At 66.5% G+C, this 15,895-nt stretch carries 17 protein-coding genes; 3 read left to right on the top strand and 14 right to left on the bottom strand.

Annotation, left to right across the window (positions count from 1 at the left end; all coding sequences use genetic code 11):
* Positions 1 to 27 precede the first annotated feature (27 nt).
* From ABQE44_RS20055 to ABQE44_RS20010, 10 genes are all read right to left on the bottom strand, one after another.
* Positions 28 to 786 (bottom strand): alpha/beta fold hydrolase, encoded by a 759-nt coding sequence (locus ABQE44_RS20055; RefSeq protein WP_448395345.1) that lies wholly within the window; start codon positions 784 to 786, stop codon positions 28 to 30.
* The gene (locus ABQE44_RS20050) at positions 786 to 1,991 is read right to left on the bottom strand and encodes a cytochrome P450 (RefSeq protein ID WP_448431498.1); all 1,206 of its coding nucleotides are present in this window, start codon (positions 1,989 to 1,991) and stop codon (positions 786 to 788) included. Before ABQE44_RS20050 ends, ABQE44_RS20055 begins: the two co-directional genes overlap by 1 nt.
* Positions 1,988 to 2,188: a ferredoxin gene (locus ABQE44_RS20045; RefSeq protein WP_448431495.1), complete on the bottom strand. Its 201-nt coding sequence runs from the start codon at positions 2,186 to 2,188 to the stop codon at positions 1,988 to 1,990. The genes ABQE44_RS20050 and ABQE44_RS20045 overlap by 4 nt, the downstream gene beginning before the upstream one ends.
* The gene (locus tag ABQE44_RS20040) at positions 2,185 to 3,387 is read right to left on the bottom strand and encodes a cytochrome P450 (protein ID WP_448431493.1); all 1,203 of its coding nucleotides are present in this window, start codon (positions 3,385 to 3,387) and stop codon (positions 2,185 to 2,187) included. Before ABQE44_RS20040 ends, ABQE44_RS20045 begins: the two co-directional genes overlap by 4 nt.
* Before the next feature lie 113 nt (positions 3,388 to 3,500).
* The gene (locus ABQE44_RS20035; protein WP_448431491.1) at positions 3,501 to 4,295 is read right to left on the bottom strand and encodes an NAD(P)-dependent oxidoreductase; all 795 of its coding nucleotides are present in this window, start codon (positions 4,293 to 4,295) and stop codon (positions 3,501 to 3,503) included.
* Positions 4,296 to 4,323: 28 nt separating this feature from the next.
* The gene (locus ABQE44_RS20030) at positions 4,324 to 5,142 is read right to left on the bottom strand and encodes an NAD(P)-dependent oxidoreductase (RefSeq protein ID WP_448395340.1); all 819 of its coding nucleotides are present in this window, start codon (positions 5,140 to 5,142) and stop codon (positions 4,324 to 4,326) included.
* Entirely contained in the window at positions 5,142 to 5,963 is an 822-nt protein-coding gene (locus tag ABQE44_RS20025; protein WP_448395383.1) for an alpha/beta hydrolase, read from the bottom strand. Before ABQE44_RS20025 ends, ABQE44_RS20030 begins: the two co-directional genes overlap by 1 nt.
* Positions 5,964 to 6,004: 41 nt before the next feature.
* Positions 6,005 to 7,648 (bottom strand): thiolase C-terminal domain-containing protein, encoded by a 1,644-nt coding sequence (locus ABQE44_RS20020; protein WP_448395339.1) that lies wholly within the window; start codon positions 7,646 to 7,648, stop codon positions 6,005 to 6,007.
* A complete protein-coding gene (locus ABQE44_RS20015; RefSeq protein WP_448395382.1) occupies positions 7,645 to 7,944 on the bottom strand; it encodes a ferredoxin in 300 nt (99 codons plus the stop codon). The genes ABQE44_RS20020 and ABQE44_RS20015 overlap by 4 nt, the downstream gene beginning before the upstream one ends.
* 8 nt (positions 7,945 to 7,952) lie before the next feature.
* Positions 7,953 to 9,254, bottom strand: coding sequence for an NADH-ubiquinone oxidoreductase-F iron-sulfur binding region domain-containing protein (locus ABQE44_RS20010; RefSeq protein ID WP_448431489.1), 1,302 nt, complete (start codon positions 9,252 to 9,254; stop codon positions 7,953 to 7,955).
* Positions 9,255 to 9,290: 36 nt separating this feature from the next.
* Between ABQE44_RS20010 and ABQE44_RS20005 the strand changes: the two genes are divergently transcribed.
* Complete coding sequence (locus ABQE44_RS20005; RefSeq protein WP_448431487.1) at positions 9,291 to 9,764, top strand: hypothetical protein; 474 nt, start codon at positions 9,291 to 9,293, stop codon at positions 9,762 to 9,764.
* Positions 9,765 to 9,818: 54 nt separating this feature from the next.
* Here the strand turns inward: ABQE44_RS20005 and ABQE44_RS20000 are convergent, their stop codons facing one another.
* The 4 genes from ABQE44_RS20000 to ABQE44_RS19985 form a co-directional block, all read right to left on the bottom strand.
* Complete coding sequence (locus tag ABQE44_RS20000; RefSeq protein ID WP_448431485.1) at positions 9,819 to 10,727, bottom strand: alpha/beta fold hydrolase; 909 nt, start codon at positions 10,725 to 10,727, stop codon at positions 9,819 to 9,821.
* A gap of 85 nt (positions 10,728 to 10,812) precedes the next feature.
* Positions 10,813 to 11,205 (bottom strand): Rieske (2Fe-2S) protein, encoded by a 393-nt coding sequence (locus tag ABQE44_RS19995; protein ID WP_448395335.1) that lies wholly within the window; start codon positions 11,203 to 11,205, stop codon positions 10,813 to 10,815.
* A gap of 1 nt (position 11,206) precedes the next feature.
* Positions 11,207 to 12,349 carry an amidohydrolase family protein gene (locus tag ABQE44_RS19990; protein ID WP_448395334.1) on the bottom strand — a complete coding sequence of 381 codons (1,143 nt, stop codon included), beginning with the start codon at positions 12,347 to 12,349 and terminating at the stop codon, positions 11,207 to 11,209.
* A 27-nt stretch (positions 12,350 to 12,376) separates the two neighbouring features.
* Entirely contained in the window at positions 12,377 to 13,504 is a 1,128-nt protein-coding gene (locus ABQE44_RS19985; protein ID WP_448431483.1) for an amidohydrolase family protein, read from the bottom strand.
* Positions 13,505 to 13,737: 233 nt separating this feature from the next.
* Between ABQE44_RS19985 and ABQE44_RS19980 the strand changes: the two genes are divergently transcribed.
* Complete coding sequence (locus tag ABQE44_RS19980; protein ID WP_448395332.1) at positions 13,738 to 14,736, top strand: acyl-CoA dehydrogenase family protein; 999 nt, start codon at positions 13,738 to 13,740, stop codon at positions 14,734 to 14,736.
* On the top strand, positions 14,720 to 15,895 hold the full coding sequence (locus ABQE44_RS19975) for an acyl-CoA dehydrogenase family protein (protein ID WP_448431481.1): 1,176 nt from the start codon (positions 14,720 to 14,722) through the stop codon (positions 15,893 to 15,895). The genes ABQE44_RS19980 and ABQE44_RS19975 overlap by 17 nt, the downstream gene beginning before the upstream one ends.

Raw genomic sequence — 15,895 nt, 5'->3', positions numbered from 1 at the left:
GGGTTTACCCGTCTGCTCGCGGAAAGTTCAGTCGGGTACCAGTGGGCCGATCGGGCTGGTGGTGGTGGCGTGCACCAGCAACTCGGCGAGCTCGCGCGGACGGCTCAGAAACGGTGAGTGCGACGCGTCGATGGTCAGCTGCTCGACACCGAGGCGTCGCGTCACTGTATCGGCTAGCCAACGCGGCATCGACCGGTCCTGAAGACAGCGGATGAAGCTGCGGGGCAGCTCGGCCGCCCAGAACCGCGGTACCGACACCGGCGTCACCGTGGTATCGCCGAACCGTTCGGGTCCCAGGCGCTCGAAGGCCCACCGTGCCGTGGCCTCATCGCAATCATGGTAGAAGTATCGCCACGCGCCCTCGAAGTCGGCGAACCACATCGCCCCGTCGTCATCGAACTTCAAGTAGCCCAACATGTCTCCGACGTCGGCCTCGAACTCGCCTTCTTCGGAGTCACGCATCGCCATCGCCTCGGGGTATGTGCGGCCCTCGCGGGGCAGCGCCGCGGCGAGATAGATGATGTGGCGCACGAGATCCGGTGCGGCGTCCGCGGCCAGGGTGGCGTCGAACCCGCCGCCGGAATGGCCGACGAGGACGTCTCCGGATTGCAGGGCGGCGACGATCGTGTCACGGCGGTTGGCCAGCGTCGACTCCTCGTCGACGTGGGCCCCGTGCCCGGGCAGGTCGACGGCGACGGCGTCATGGCCGAGCGCGCGCAGCTCTCGGACCGTCGCTTCCCAACACCACGCGGCGTGAAATCCGCCGTGTACGAAGACGAACCGCATCAGCGCAGCACACGAACGGGGACGTTGGACCAGCCCGCGACGTTCTGCGCGGCAACCCGTTTGCACTGGTCCCACAGCACCTCGTAGCGCGGCATGAAGGCGAGCAGCCGTTCGAGCGCGATCGCGCTCTCCATGCGGGCCAGCGCCGCACCCAGGCAGCTGTGTACCCCGTAGCCGAAGCCCAGGTTCTGCGCTTCGGAGCGGTCACGATCGATGTCGAACGTATCGGCGTCGGTGAATGCGTCAGGATCCCGGTTCGCCGAACCGGCAAGCAGGAACACCGGTTTGCCCGCGGGGATCGTCACACCGTGTAGGTCGACCTCTTTCATGGAACGCCGCACGTTGTACTGGTTCGGTGCCTCGTAGCGCAGCAGTTCCTCCACCGCGGCCGGGATCTTACTGCGGTCGTCGAGCAGCTTCTGCCACTGTTCGGGGAAGCGGGCGAACGTCACCGCGGCGTTGCCGATCAGTTTGGTGACGGTCTCGGCGCCGGCGCCGCCCAGCAGGGTTGCGAAACCGGCGATCTCGAAGTCGTCGAGTTGCTGCTTCTCGCCGTCGTCGCGCTGGACCTCGGCGGCGATCAGCCGGCTGAACATATCGTCGCGCGGTTCGGCCCGGCGCTGCTGAATCAGGTTGTAATACAGGCTCATCAGTTCACCGACCGCCTGCAACCCCTCCTCGGACATGTCGATCTGACCGGGTTCGCGGCGCAGCGTGATGTCGACCCACTGACCGACCTGCTGGCGGTACTCCTCGGGGACACCGAGCATCTGGCTGATCACGTCGACGGGGAACAGCGCGGAGAAGTCCGCGACGACGTCGAAGCCGTCTGGATCGACCCGGGACAGGTGGCGGTCGATGGTCGCGGTGACCATCGGGCGCATCGCCTCGATGGCCCGCGGCGTGAACACCTTGTTGACGAGGCTGCGCATCTGCCGATGTTCGGGCGGGTCCATCACGATGATCATCTTGGCCACCATGGGCTCGTTCGAGCGCACCGTGGCCAAGTCGAGCCCGTAAGCCGAGGAGTACGTTCCGAAGTCCTTGTAGGCCGCCGACACATCTTCGTGGCGGGACAACGCGTACAAGTCGTGCTCGGCGTTGTAGTAGACCGGCGCTTGTTCGCGCAGACGCCGGTAGATGTCCCAGGGGCCGTTGAAGAACTCCTCGGAGAACGGATCGAAGACGACTTCGGATGCCGTCATTCGTCTTCGATAGAGATGGCCTGTCGCGGACATTGCCGGACCGCCTCTTTGATCTGTTCCTCGTTCTCGGGAGTCACCTCGTCCTGCAGCACGTGCAGGTAGTCCTCGCCGTCGAGGTCGAACACCTCCGGGATGATCCCCATGCAGATCCCGTTGGCTTCACACAACCCGAAGTCGACGACGACCTTGCGTGTCACTTCAGCACCCGCACAGGCACGTGGTGGTATCCGGCGACGTTCTGCATGTGCACGCGTTCCAGGCCGTCGAAATCGACTTCGTAGCGCGGCATGAAGTCGAGCAGATGCTCCAGCGCGATGGTGCTTTCCAGCCGGGCCAGGGCGGCGCCCAGGCAGCTGTGGATGCCGTAGCCCAACCCAAGGTTCTGCGCCTGGGTGCGGTCGCGGGTGATGTCGAACGTCTCGGCGTCATCGAAGGCACGCGGATCGCGGTTGGCTGCCGCCTTCATCAGGAAGACGGGTTTGTGCGCCGGTATGGTGCCGCTCGGTACTTCGGCTTCTTTCAACGTATAGCGCACGTTGTACTGCACCGGCCCGACGTAGCGCAGCAACTCCTCGACGGCGGCGGGCACGAGGCTGCGGTCGTCAAGCAGCAGCTGCCATTGCTCGGGGTGGCGCGCGAACTCCACCACCGCGCTGCCGACCAGCTTGGTGACGGTCTCCGCGCCTGCGCCGCCGAGCAGCGCGAGGAACCCGGTGATCTCCAGGTCGTCGAGCTGGCGCATGTTGCCGTCGTCATCGGGGATCTCGGCGCGAATGAGCCGGCCGATCATGTCTTCCTGCGGGTTCTGCCGGCGTTCCTGAACCAGGCCGTAGTAGTACATGCCCGAGTCGATGTTGGCCTGCATGTTTTCTTCGGACAACTCGATCTGGCCCGGCTTACGCTGGAGGCTGATATCGATCCAGCGCCGAACCTGCTGGCGGAACTCCTCGGGCACCCCGGCCATCCGGGTGATCACCTCGACCGGAAACGGACCCGAGAAGTCCTGCACTACATCGAAGTTGTCGGGATCGACCTGCGATAGGTACTGCTCGACGAGTTCGGTGATGGTCTCGCGCTGCGACTGGATGGCGCGGGGGGTAAACGCCTTGTTGAGCAGGCTGCGCATGTGCCGGTGCTCGGGCGGGTCCATGAAGATGATCGACTTGTGCGGGCCCTCCTCGGAGCGCACCATGGCGAGGTCGCACCCGCGTGTCGAGGAGAAGGCCTCGTGGTCCTTGAGCGCCGCGGCGACGTCGGCGTGCCGGGTCAGCGCATAGAAGTCCTGGTCCTCGTCGTAGTAGATCGGGGCCTCGTCGCGCATCCGTTGGTAGATCTCGTAGGGGTTGTCGAAGTACTCCTGCGAAACCGGATCGAACACCAGTTTGGGCTTGGTCATGGTCTCCTCTTTCGCGGCGGGCTAGTGACCGCTTCCGTTACGCGAGGCTGCAATTATGTAACGCCTATAGTATGCCTCACGGGATGGGCTTGAGTAGTCGGAATCGCCGGTTGTCACTGCTGAATTCCCGTTTTGATGACGTCGTCGAGAACGCCCAGACCGCCGCCCAGTTCGGCGGCGATTTCCCGGACCACCTCGACGTCCTTGCCGATGAACTCGGCGGTGTCGTCGACGAACGCCGCCACCGAACCACGCATGGCGATGAACTCCCCGACCCGGCTGGCACCGCTACCGCGTGAGATCGACGTCAGCAGGTTCTGTTCGTCGACGCCGAAGCGGTCACCGAGCGCGACCGCCTCCCGCAGCAACCCGATCTGCGAGGCGAACAGCGCGTTGTTGACCAGCTTGACCGCCTGGCCTGCGCCGAGCGAGCCGACGTGCAGAATCGGGTCGCCGTATGCCGAGAGCACAGGCTGGGCGCGGGCCACCGCGTCCTCGGCGCCGCCGACGAACAACGTGAGGGCGCCCGCCGCGATGTTGTGGGGTCCGCCGCTCACGGGTGCGTCGACGACGTCGATCGCCGGGAACTCGGCCGCGATGTTCTGCGCGGTGCGGGGGCTTCCCGTCGTGTGGAGAACGAGGACCGTACCCGGCGTCATCGCGGACACCAAGTCGCCGGACAGACAGACCTGCTGCACCTGCGCGTCGGTGAACACACAGACGATCACGACGTCGGCGCCGGCGCCGACCGCGCCGACTTCGGTGACGGCGTGCGCACCAAGATCACGCACCGCCCGGCACTTCTCGTCGGTTCTGCCGAGGACGCGGACCTCGCGGCCGGCTTCGACGAGACGCGACACCATGGGCGCGCCCATCCGGCCGGCCCCGACGAACCCGACGCGTGTCATCGGGGCCCTCTGCTCTTCGCGCAAGCGCTCATCGCGGGAAGTCCATCTTCTCCAGCGCCGCGTCGGCCGCGCTGAACACCGCGCCCTCCGGCGCCGACGCGGTGGCCGCGATGCTCGCGGCGTGCCGAACGTCCTTCTGCAGCAGCGCACCGGCGATCGGCGCCAGCCCGTCGACGGTTCCGCCGAACATCGAGATGCTGCCCAGCGCCTTGCTGGTGGCCGATCCGCCGTTGAGCACCTCGGCGAGCCGGTCGCGCGGAATGCCGAGGGTCTCACCGAGATCGAGGGTGCTCGTCGCGGCGCCCAGGTTGGCGGTGAACAGCAGGTTGTTGAGGATCTTGGTGACCTGCCCGCTGCCCAACGGACCCAGGTGCACGATCGGGTCGGCGTAGGTGGCGAACACCGGCCGGCATCGCTCGGCGACGTCCTCCTCGCCGCCGACCATCACCAGCAGCTTTCCTTCCTCGACGGCGGGGCCGCCACCACTGACCGGCGCGTCTATCACCGAGACGCCCTGCGCAGCAGCCTTTTCGGCGACCTCACGGCAGGTGTCGGGATGTACGGTGCTGTGGATCGCGACGACGCCGCCCGACGCCATCGCCGACAGTACACCGTTCTCGCCGTACAGCACCTCCCTGACGTCGTCGTCGCCGACCACGCACAGGCACACCAGGTCGCTGGCCGCGCCCAGCTCGGCAGGGGAGCTCGCGGTCTTGGCGGCGGTGTCCGCATACGGTTCGAGGCTGGCCTGCCTGCGCGCCCACAGGGTGGTCTCAAAACCACCTTCGGCGATGCGGCGCGCCATGGGCCCGCCTTGGCTGCCGAGCCCGATGAATCCGACGCGCATCAACCCGTCTCCAATCCTTGTTGTGCCAGAACACATTCCTCGACGAACGCCAGCACCTTGGCGTGGTACGCGTCGGCGGCGGCCGACAGCGAAAGGTTGTGGCCGCCACCGGGCTGTTCATTGATCGTGAACCGCGGTGCCGAGGTGAACATCGCGCTGATCTTCGCCAACGTCTCTGGATCCGTCCGCCACACCTGCTCGAACTCCGCGACGCTGAACTGGACCGGCACGCGCAACTGCGCTGCGAGCGTGGGGAAATCGCGCCTGGGCCAGTGCTTGGTCATATCGGCTTCGTAGCGCGCCCCGCCCGAGGAGTTCGTCATACCGGAGAGCACCTCGGGTGGGTACACGTCCTCGGGCGTCCAGAGCAGCTCGCGCAGCCCGACCGGGCGCTGGTTGGACATCGCGGCTTTCATGATGTCGGCCATCGCCGGGGTGTACCGGACACCGGTTCCGGCCAGTTCGAGGCCGATGACGTCGGCGCCGATAACGGCCATCCGCACCGCCATCTCACAGCCCGCCGAATGGCCCATCAGAAACACGCCCGCGCCGCGCGGCTTGTCGCCTTGCACCTTGCCGAGGGCGCCGGATGCCAGCGCGACGCGCTGTTCCGGTTCTGCCATCGCCTCCGGGTACGGTGCTGAGCTGCCGTAACCGGGCCGGTCCAGTGCCACCGTGGTGTAGCCGGCCGCGGCGCCGGCGCGCAGCAGCGACAGCTGCGGATGTCCCGGGCAGTCGAAATACGCTGCGGTGCTGGACCCTCCGTGGAATGCGACGATGACGGCTCGCGGGTCGTCGACCTCGGCCACCAGACCCGACATCGGCACACCGTCGACGAGTACCACGCGCGGACGTGGGGCGCTCACGTTTCGGTCCGCATCAACAGGACCCCGCTGGGGGTCAGGCCGCCGCTGCTGGCCACGGCGACCCTGGCGCCGGGCACCTGACGGTCGCCGGCGTCGCCGCGCAACTGGGATACTGCCTCATGGATCAAACCCATCCCGTGGGTGCGGCCGTGAGACAGCTGGCCGCCGTGGGTGTTCAGCGGAATGACGCCGTCACGGGCGATGGCCTTTCCACCGTCTAGGAAGTCCTTGGCTTCACCGATGCCGCAGAAGCCGAGCGCCTCCAGCCATGACAGGCAATTGAACGAGAAGCCGTCGTACAACTGGGCGACGTCGACGTCGTCGGGGCGCAGCGAGGTGCGCGTCCACAGGTGTGCGGCCTGGCCGAGCACCTGGGGTTCGTGGGTCAGCGTGGACTGGTCCCAGTCGGTGCGCTCGACGATCTGGGTCCCGACGGCTTCGAACAGGATCGGCTTGTGCGGCATGTCTTTTGCGGCGTCGACGGCGGACACGATCACCGCGACGGCTCCGTCGCACGGGACGTCGCAGTCGTACAGCCCGAACGGTGTGGTGATCATCCTGGCGTTGAGGTAGTCGTGCATGGACATCGGATCGCGATAGATGGCCGTCGGGTTCAGCGCGGCGTTGGCGCGCTGGTTCATCGCGATCCAGCCGAGCGTCTCCCGGGTGGTGCCGTAGCGGTCGAAGTGGCGCTGCGCGTTGAGCGCCAACGTGTGCGCGGCCGACATCGCGCCGAACGGCATCTGCCAGCTGGGGGTGCGGGCACCGCCGGGCGGAGAGGCCTTGCCTTCCTTCATCAGCTGCTGGAACGTCGCTTCCCAGAGCGTGCGGAAGCAGAGCACGTGGCGGGCCATGCCGGTGGCGACGGCCATCATCGCGGCGATGACGGATCCGCCGGGTCCGAAGGTATCCATGCCGCCGTTGATCCAGGTGGGCCGCAGCCCCAGCGCGTTCTCGAGCGCGCTGACCCCGCCCTCGCCCATCCCCGCGATGTCGAGCCCGGGATAGGTGGACAGGCCGTCGATGTCGGCGAACGTCAGCCCGGCGTCGGCGACGGCGGCCTCGCAGGCCTCGAGGGTCAGCGACAGCGGCGGCACCATCAACCGCCGACCCAGCCGGGATGCGCCGATGCCGGTGATCGCTGACTTGTCTTCGAACTTCTCGGTGGTCAATGGGGTGCGCACGTAGCGGCCGATGTCCTCGGGTGCGACGTCTTCGATGGCCGGGGGCCCGGCCTGGCCGTCGGCCGCGGGCCGGAACACGGGCAGCCAGACATCTTCCAGCTTCTGGAAGTCGACTTCGACGGTCTGGCCGAGTTTCAGCTCGTCGGGTTCGCAGTCGACGATGTTGGTGGTCAACCGGACCCGCGGATCCTCGACGACGGCGACCTGTGCCACCACGTACGGGGGCGGTAGGTCCATGAAGCCGAACCGGTGGTTGACGGTGAAGGCGCTCAGCGTCGCCTTGCCGGAGACGTCGCGCACCCCCATGTTGTGGCTGCCGCAGTACCGGCACACCGGCTGCGGCGGGTGGATCAACGCCTGGCAGTCCTGGCACTCTTGGATGCGTAGCACCCCGTCTGCGCCTGCGGTCCAGAAGAACTCGTTTAGGACGGTCAGCTCGGGTAGTGGTCGGGTCACCGAACAAACCCCGAAATCGCCTCGCTATCTTCGGTGTTGGGTTCCGGTTCCGGCGCCTCGTGAACGTCGGCGTCGTCCTTGGGACCCTCGGCGGGTCGGTGTTCGCCCATATAGATGATCGCGTGCGCCGGACAGTCCAGTAGCGCGCGCATCACCGCGTCACGATCCTGCTCGGGTACCGTGCCGTCGCCCACCAGCGAGGCGTAACCCCAGTCGTCGAGCGAGAAGTAGTCGGGTGCGTGTTTGGCACAGATGCCGAAGCCGTCGCACAGCGTACGGTCGAGTCGAATCCTCAAGCCGTCACTCATGGTTGAGCCACCGCCTCCACTTCGTAGGGCCGCACGGCAGAAAATGCACCGGGCCGACATGCCGGGCAGTCGTCGGCGAGGTGGCGGGCGACCACCTGAGGGAACTGGCGCAGCAGGCTGGCGGCGATGTTGGTGGCGCCGTCGAGGGTGCCGCAGGCACCACGCCCGCGCAGCACCACCGACCAGCGCTCCAGCCGGGTTACGTCCTCGTCGGTGGCCACGCCGTCGCGCATGGCGCACAGCACCGCGGCCATCGCCGCCGTGCCGTTGAAACACGATCCGCACTGTCCGGCGTTCTCCCGGTCGAAGTAGGACATCACCGACGCCGCGACCGCGACCGGGCAGTCCTCGGTGAGGATGGAGATCGCACCACAACCCAAGCCCGCGCCCAGTCGCCGGATCGTCTCGTGATCCAGGGTCGCCTCCAGGACGTCGGTGTTGAGCAGCCCGGCGAAGTAACCGCCCATCAACGCCCCGCGTACCGATTCGGCGTCCACGCCGTGTACCTCGAGCAGCCTCGAAAACGCTGTGCCGTGCGGGATCTCGTAGAGCGCTGGGGGTTTGCCGGCGCCAGTGATCGTCGCGAGGAACGTACCCGGCGACATCGGCGTGCCCACGGTGCGGAAGCCCTGACCGCCGTGTTCGGCGATATACGGCAGGTTTGCCAACGTTTCGACGTTGCTGACCATGGTCGGCAGGCCCAGGACGCCTTCCTCGAAGGGCCGCGGCGGTTTGTCGGCCGGTTTGGCCGGTCCGCCGTTGATGCGCCGCACCGCGGCGGTCTCCTCACCGGCGACGTAGCCGGGGTCCACGGTGAGGACGGTGACCTCGGCGTCGCCGAACGCCTGCGGGCTCAGCTCGCTCAACGCGTCGGTGACCGCCGTCGCCGACCGCTCGTCGGACACGTACACGTACGCGCGGCTCGCACCGGCGATCGCGGCCGCCAGGCGTAGACCGTCGAGCACCAGATGGGGCCGGGTGCGCAGCAGCCAGCGATCCTTGACCGAAGCGGGTTCGCCCTCTTCACCGTTGGCCACCACCACCGTGTCGGAGCCGCGCAGGCCCGCGTTAAGCACCGTGCGCAGCTTGGTGCCGAGCGGAAACGCTGCGCCGCCGCGCCCCAGCAGACCCGACAGGTCGACCTGCTCCAGCAGCGCATCGGCGTCGGTCAGCTTCCGATAGCCGCCGGCCTGTGCGTACTCGGCGTAGGTCTCCGGTCCCGCCTGTCTCGGCCGCAGCAGCCGGGGCGTGCAATCAGGCCACGCCGCCACGGTGAGATCCGTTGTCGTTGAGGTCATGACACGTCCTTCCGGGCCGCGGCTAGGCTGACGGACATGAGAACGGCGGTGGTGCGTGTCGGCGTCGACAAGGCCGGCGAGCTGACACCAGCGCAGCTAAGCGACGGCATGGCACGCCTCCGTGACCTGGCCGCCGCGGCGGATATCGAGGTGGTGGACAACAACCTGCCCGCGTTGCCGCCGCAGCGCCGCGAAGTGGAACTCTTGATCGCCGGCCAGGACCCGGCCGAACTTGAAAGGCGTGCAGTAGACATGTGCGCCAAGGCGTTCGGCACGACGCCCGTGCCAGGAGTGCTCACCTATATCAGCCGTGGCACCGACGCCGACGCCCGCGGGGTGCTCGCCGGATTCGGGTTGGCCGGCGAGGTCGAGCGGGTGGCGGGGGAGGACGGCTGGGATGTGGTGCATGTGACGCTGCGCCAGGCGGATCTGGAACGGGTGCCCGAAAGCCGTATCCACACCGCTCTGGAGGCGTCGCTCAACTGCGAAGTGCACATCCGCACGGTCTGATCCGGCAACGCGTGAAGCGCCTGCACATGCGGGTTGCACCTTCGAGGGCGTCATCTAGCCGTCCAGGAAGTTCAGGATCGCGGGCGCGGCCTGCACCCACGTGTCGAACATATTGAACCGCTTCACCTTTCCCGACGCACGAGCCTCACCGGCGCGCTCCCAGGCATCCTCGGGCCAAGGGGGGTCGATGAGCGTCGAACCCTTGATCAGACAGCTGATCTCCAGCGACGTCCGCTTCGGGTGGTCCATGTCGTTCTCCCCGCCGCGGATGATCAGCGTGGGAACCTTGATGTTGTCGAACATCTCATCCTCGACGCCGGGAATGGTCTGGCCCGGTTTCGGCACGAAGGCGTTGAGCCAGCGCAGCATCAGCTTGAGAAACTCGTCGGGGTCCATGGCGAGGAACCGCTCGCGGTTGGCGGGGTTCTCGGCGATGCGCTGCTTCCATTCCTCGACGGCGACCACACCCTTCATACCGGCGCCGCGGACGGCCAGGATGCTCGGCACGATGTAGTAGGAGCCGAGCACAAACGACCCGTACACGCCGCCGACGATGTTCCACACCACCAGCTTCCGCACGATCTCGGGGTAGAGCATCGTGGTCAGCATCGAGTCGCGGGCGCCGCCCGACCCGCCGGCGATGATGCACGGGCCGATGTCGAGCCCGGTGATCAGCGCGTGCAGCGTCTCGGCGCGCATGTGCGATTCGCTCTGCCCGTAGAACTGGACGTCCGATTTGCCGCAGTTGGGCCGGTCCCACAACAGCACGCGGTAGCCGCCCTTGACGAGCTCCTGGGCCAGCGGCCGCAGCCCCTCGATATCCTTGCTGAACCGGCCGCCGGGCGTCAACGCGATGAAATCGCCTTGTTTGCCGAGGATCTCGTAGACGACGTCGCCGCCGTTGACCTCGAAAACCTTTTCGCCGCGCTTGAGCGTGCGCCCGGACTTCTCGGTGGTGGTCATGCTGAGCCTCCGCGAACGTGCGCAAACTGCTGATTTTCCGCGGCGTGGGGTGTGCAAACACGCACGCTCGCGCCAACAAGAGTCGTCATGCCTGGACCAGCACCTCGTTACCAACGACCCGGACCGGGTAGGTCCGGATACTCCATTCGGGTTTGACGGCAGTGGTGCCGGTGGCCAGTTCGAAACCCCACTGGTGCCACGGGCAGTAGATGAACTCGAGATCGCGAACCATCACCGCATCCCCCGGCACGCTGTCGTCGACGATGGTGCGGCCTCGTGCGCGTCCCGAACACAGCGGGCCGCCCTCGTGCGGGCAGTAATTCGCGATCGCGTAGAACGTCCCGTTCACGTTGTAGACGCCGACGCCGTGTCGGCCGATCGGCACGAGTTTGTGTGTCCCGGACGGGATTTCGTCGACCGTGGCGACGACGTGTTCACGCCCCTGCGCCAACCGGGGCGGTTTCTTTTGGTCGGTCAACTCAGAACACCCGCACCTGGCCCTCGAGCGCCGGAACGGTCTCTGGCAGCTTGTACGTCTCGATCCCGTTGCGGAACATCACAGCCTCGCGCGCATGCTGGGGCAGGTGCTTGACCAGCCAGCGCGGATCATCGAACGTCCAGTGCGGATAGTCCGAGGAGAACAGCAGGATCTTCTCGCACTCCATCCACTCGAACGCGCGGGTCAACTCCGTCTTGTCCTCGGGGTAATCCAGCGGCTGGGTGGTGAACTTGATGTGGTCCTTGACGTACTCCGACGGCTTGCGCTTGATGTCCACCCACGGTTTGCGGGCCTGGTAGATGGCGTCCATCCGCCACATCAGCGGCAGGATCCAGGTAAACGCGTGCTCCACCAGCACGATTCGCAACGCTGGGAAGCGGTCGAACACCCCGTCGAAGATCAGGCTCATCACCTGATTCGCCGCCAGCAACGAATAGGTGACCATGAAATCGTGGTTGTAGCTGGGGAAGCCCACCGGCGGAATCGGCAGCTCCTCGTGGTGGCTGCGCGACAGGTGACAACTCACCGTGATGTCGTGCTTGGTGGCGGCTTCCCAGATTGGGTCGTACTTCGGGTCACCCCATGACGGGCGCGGCTCGGCCTTGATCAGTATCTGCCCCATGTAGGGATGGCCGGCCCAGCGCTCGACCTCGCGGGCGGCGTCCTGCGGGGTCTCGATCGCCAGGCAGATGGATCCCCGCCACCGCTCATGCCAGTTGTTGTGGCTGTCCAGCCAATGGTTGGCCTGCCAGTCGTTCAGCGCGACGCTCATCGCATGGTTCACCTCGGGGAACCGGGCCGGGTAAGCGGCCGGCTCGAGGATCGCGATGTCGGCACCGGCTTCCATGATCAACTGCTTGAACGCCAAGTCGGGGTCACTGCCGGCGAAATTGCCGTCCGATGGGAACGTGTCTACGCGCATCGCATAGGCGTGTGCGTAGTCCGGCGCGTCGTAGTAGATCTGGTCGCCGATCCGGCGCGTCAGGAAGTACTTGCTGCGCCACGGCTCGGGGATGTACTGCGTCAGCTCGCCGGCCCTTGGCGTCGGATGCACGTCGGAATCGACGCAACGGATGGCGACGCGCTCGGCTGCGGGCTTCCGCTCTGTCACTGTGACCGTCATCGTGGCCTCCTCAATTCAAGTCTTCTATCACTTTGCGCCGACCTGGGCCCCGACGTCTATGCCATAGAGTTCCGCGGCGTTTCGCCAGCACAGCTTGTCGCGCTGTTCAGCGGTGTACGACGCGGGCACGGCGAGCTTATTGAGCTGCCAGTGTGGATAGCTCGACCCGTACATCACCAGGTCGTCCTTACCGGTGAAGCCGAACCACTCACCGGCGAACTCGGTGTCGCCAGGTCCGTCCATCGCGCCCTGGATGAAGTAGGTGTGGCCGGGCAGGTAGTCACTGGGGATTTTGGGCGCCCACGGTGTCTGTTCGAGGTGCGGCCGGCCGAAGCAGTCCATCCGCCACATGAACGGCGTCAGCAGGTCGGCGGCTCCGTCCGCCCAGACGAACTTCAACGGGGGCATCCTTTCGAATACCCCTTCGACGATCAGGTTCATCAGGTGGTACAGGTAATTGAGCGCCATGAAGCTGACGTAGTTCTCATAGGTGCGGGGCACGCCGGACGGCGTCGGCGCGAACGAGATACCGGCACCGACCTCGATGTGCACCGAAACCGGCAGGTTGGCCTCGACCGCGGCCTCCCACAGCGGCCAGAACTGCGGCTTGCCGTACAGCTCGCGGGACTGCAGCGGCACCCCGATCTGTACGACGCGCGGATGATCTTTGTACTTTTCGATTTCGCGCAGCGCGCCGACGATGTCGTCGGGGTTGACCCGGATGGTGCCGCGGTATCGCTCGCCGTACGGGTTGTCCTCGAGCCAGCGTGACACCAGCATCTCGTTGTGGGCGGCGGCAAGCGCGGTGCCCAGGTGACGATCCGGCATGATGCCGCGGGTCATCGGGTGCAGAACGGCGACGTCCACGCCGCCGTCGTCGAACAGGTGCTTTCCGACCAGTTCCGGATCGGAGCCGGGATATTGCCGGTCGGGCCCTTCGGTGCCCGGAGCGTATTCGCCGCCGGGAGCGCCGTACCAGTCCATCTCGTAGTCGGGGAACCCTCGGCTGCGAAACGGCTCGTTGAGGATGCGGCGCAGGTCTTTGTTCGACTTGCTGAAGATGTGCACGCTCGCGTCGATAACGGGCGTCTTCTCGCCGCCGGGATGTTCGATCACCTCAGGCCTCCGATGTCGGTCTCTTCGACCGATTTCCATGTGGGGCGCCGGCACGCGCAGACGCCGGGCATATCCCCATAGTAAAGCCTTGTTCTTCAAAGGCAAGAATTGTGTTCTCCAGCAGATCGCTTACTTCGGTGCAGGTCAGAGTGTGCGCTGGTCAGTCGCTTGGCATGTGTCGGCCGAAACGTGGTAGTCCTCTACCGAGAACGGTTACAGCGTCTAACGAGAATGTTATTCTCGTACGGTCTGACTTATCCCGGGAGGCCTTGGTGTTATTGGAGTTCGACGCCGACCAGCGGCTCTGGCAGGAGACCGTGCGAGATGCGGTGACCAAGCAGTGCCCGGCCTCGTTGATCCGGGGGATCGCGGAGAACGGCGTCGACCCCGCGCCGCTGTGGAAGACCTACGTCGACGCGGGCTGGACCGAGCTCAGCGACGCCGAGAACGCCGTCGAGCTGACGATCGTGCTCGAGGAACTGGGCCGGGCCACCGACCCCACCCCGTTTCTGGCGACGTTGACCCAGTTCGCCCCGCTGGCCGGTGACCGCTTCGATCCGCAACAGGCGGGCACCGCGGTGTACGACGGCGTGAGCACGCACCGCGACACCGACGGTTGGGTGCTCAACGGCACGGCCCGACACGTGCTCGACGGCGACCGCGCCGAGCGCTTTGCCGTCGTCACCGAGGCCGGCGTCTTCATCGTCGACGCCGACCGGACCACGACGCGGCGCAGCCCGGTCTTCGATCCCGTGCTGCACGTCGCCGAGGTGTCGTTCGCCGACGTGCGGGTGCCCGACACCGCGCGGGTCCGCTCCGACCCCGAGCGGGCCCGCCATGTCGCGCTGACCGGGATGGCCGTCACCACCGTCGGCGCCTGCCAGCGCATCCTGGATCTGGTGCTCGAACACGTCAAGCAACGCCAGCAGTTCGGCGTCGCGATCGGTTCGTTTCAGGCCGTCCAGCACAAGGCCGTCGACATGCACGTCGCCACCGAACGCGCGCGTGCGCTCGCGTATTTTGCGGCGTTGACGATCGCCGAAGACGACCCGCGCAGGCGGCTGGCGGCGGCGATGGCCAAGGCGTCGGCAGGTGAGGCCCAGGCAGTGGTGTTCCGCCACGGCCTGCAGCTGTTCGGCGCCATGGGTTTCACCTGGGAAAACGACCTGCAGTTCGCGCTGAAGCGGGCCAAGGCCGGCGAGCATCTGCTCGGCGGTGCCGCCGAGCATCGCGCGATCATCGCCGAGGAGTTTCATGCAGCTGACTTTTGATTCCGACGTCGAGCAGTTCCGCGCCGAATTCGCGGCGTTTCTCGACGAGCATCTGCCCTCGGAGGCGCAGACCCTGGAGCGCCCGCGTTCGGTGTCGCACATGCCGCAGTGGGCCCGGGACTGGCAGCGGCTGCTGTTCGACAACGGCTGGCTACTGCCCGCCCAGCCGCCGGAGTTCGGTGGGCGTAACGCCACGGTGCTGCAGCAGTTCGTCCACCTCGACGAGCTTTGCCGCCGCCGTATCTATCACAGCTTCAACCCCCAGGGCGTGAACATCGTTGCGGCGTCGCTGCTTTCGTTCGGCTCCGATGAGCAGAAACAGCGCTGGGCGGTGCCGGTGCTCAAGGCCGAGGTCACCGCGTCGCTGGGGATGAGCGAGCCCAGCGCCGGCTCCGATCTGGCGTCGCTGCGCACCCGCGCGGTGTTAGACGGGGACCACTTCGTCGTCAACGGCCAGAAGGTGTGGACGTCCGGTGCGCACGACGCCGACTTCCTGTTGACGTTCGTCCGCACCGACCCGGATGCCCCCAAACACAAGGGGATCAGCGTGCTGATCATCCCGACCGATACCCCCGGGGTGGTGTGTCGGCCGTTCGCGGACCTGTGCGGTGAGGAGAACAAGGACTTCAACGAGGTGTTCTTCACCGACGCGCGGGTTCCCGCAGAGAACCTCGTCGGTCCGCTCAACGGCGGCTGGGCCGTCGCCAACGGCTCGCTCGGCCATGAACGCACCATGATGTGGCTCGGCTTCGCCGACCGCATCGACAACATGATCTCCGACTTCCGCCCACGCGATGCACTGCAGCGTGACCAATACGCGACGGCGATCATGGACTACCAGGCACTGCGGGCGATGGGTTCGGCGGCGTTGGCCCGCGCGGCCCGCGGTGAGATGGACACCGCCTCGGTGTCGGTGCTCAAGCTGTTCGGTTCGGAGGCCGAGATGCGGGCGATGGACACCGCGTTCACCGCCTCAGGCGCCGACGGGCTGATTCATCCGTCGACGACGGGTCGGTACGAGCACATGAACCTCGACCATTACTTCGCCAGTTGGTTCGAGCGTTATGCGCGCAGCTTCTCCGGAACCATCGCCGGCGGCACCTCGGAGATTCAGCGCAACATCATCGCCACCCAGGTGCTCGGCCTGCCGCGGCGCTGA

This window comes from Mycolicibacterium sp. XJ2546, assembly GCF_053483195.1.
Note: the sequence above shows the minus strand (reverse complement) of the source record. Positions and strands in the feature narration are given on the sequence as shown.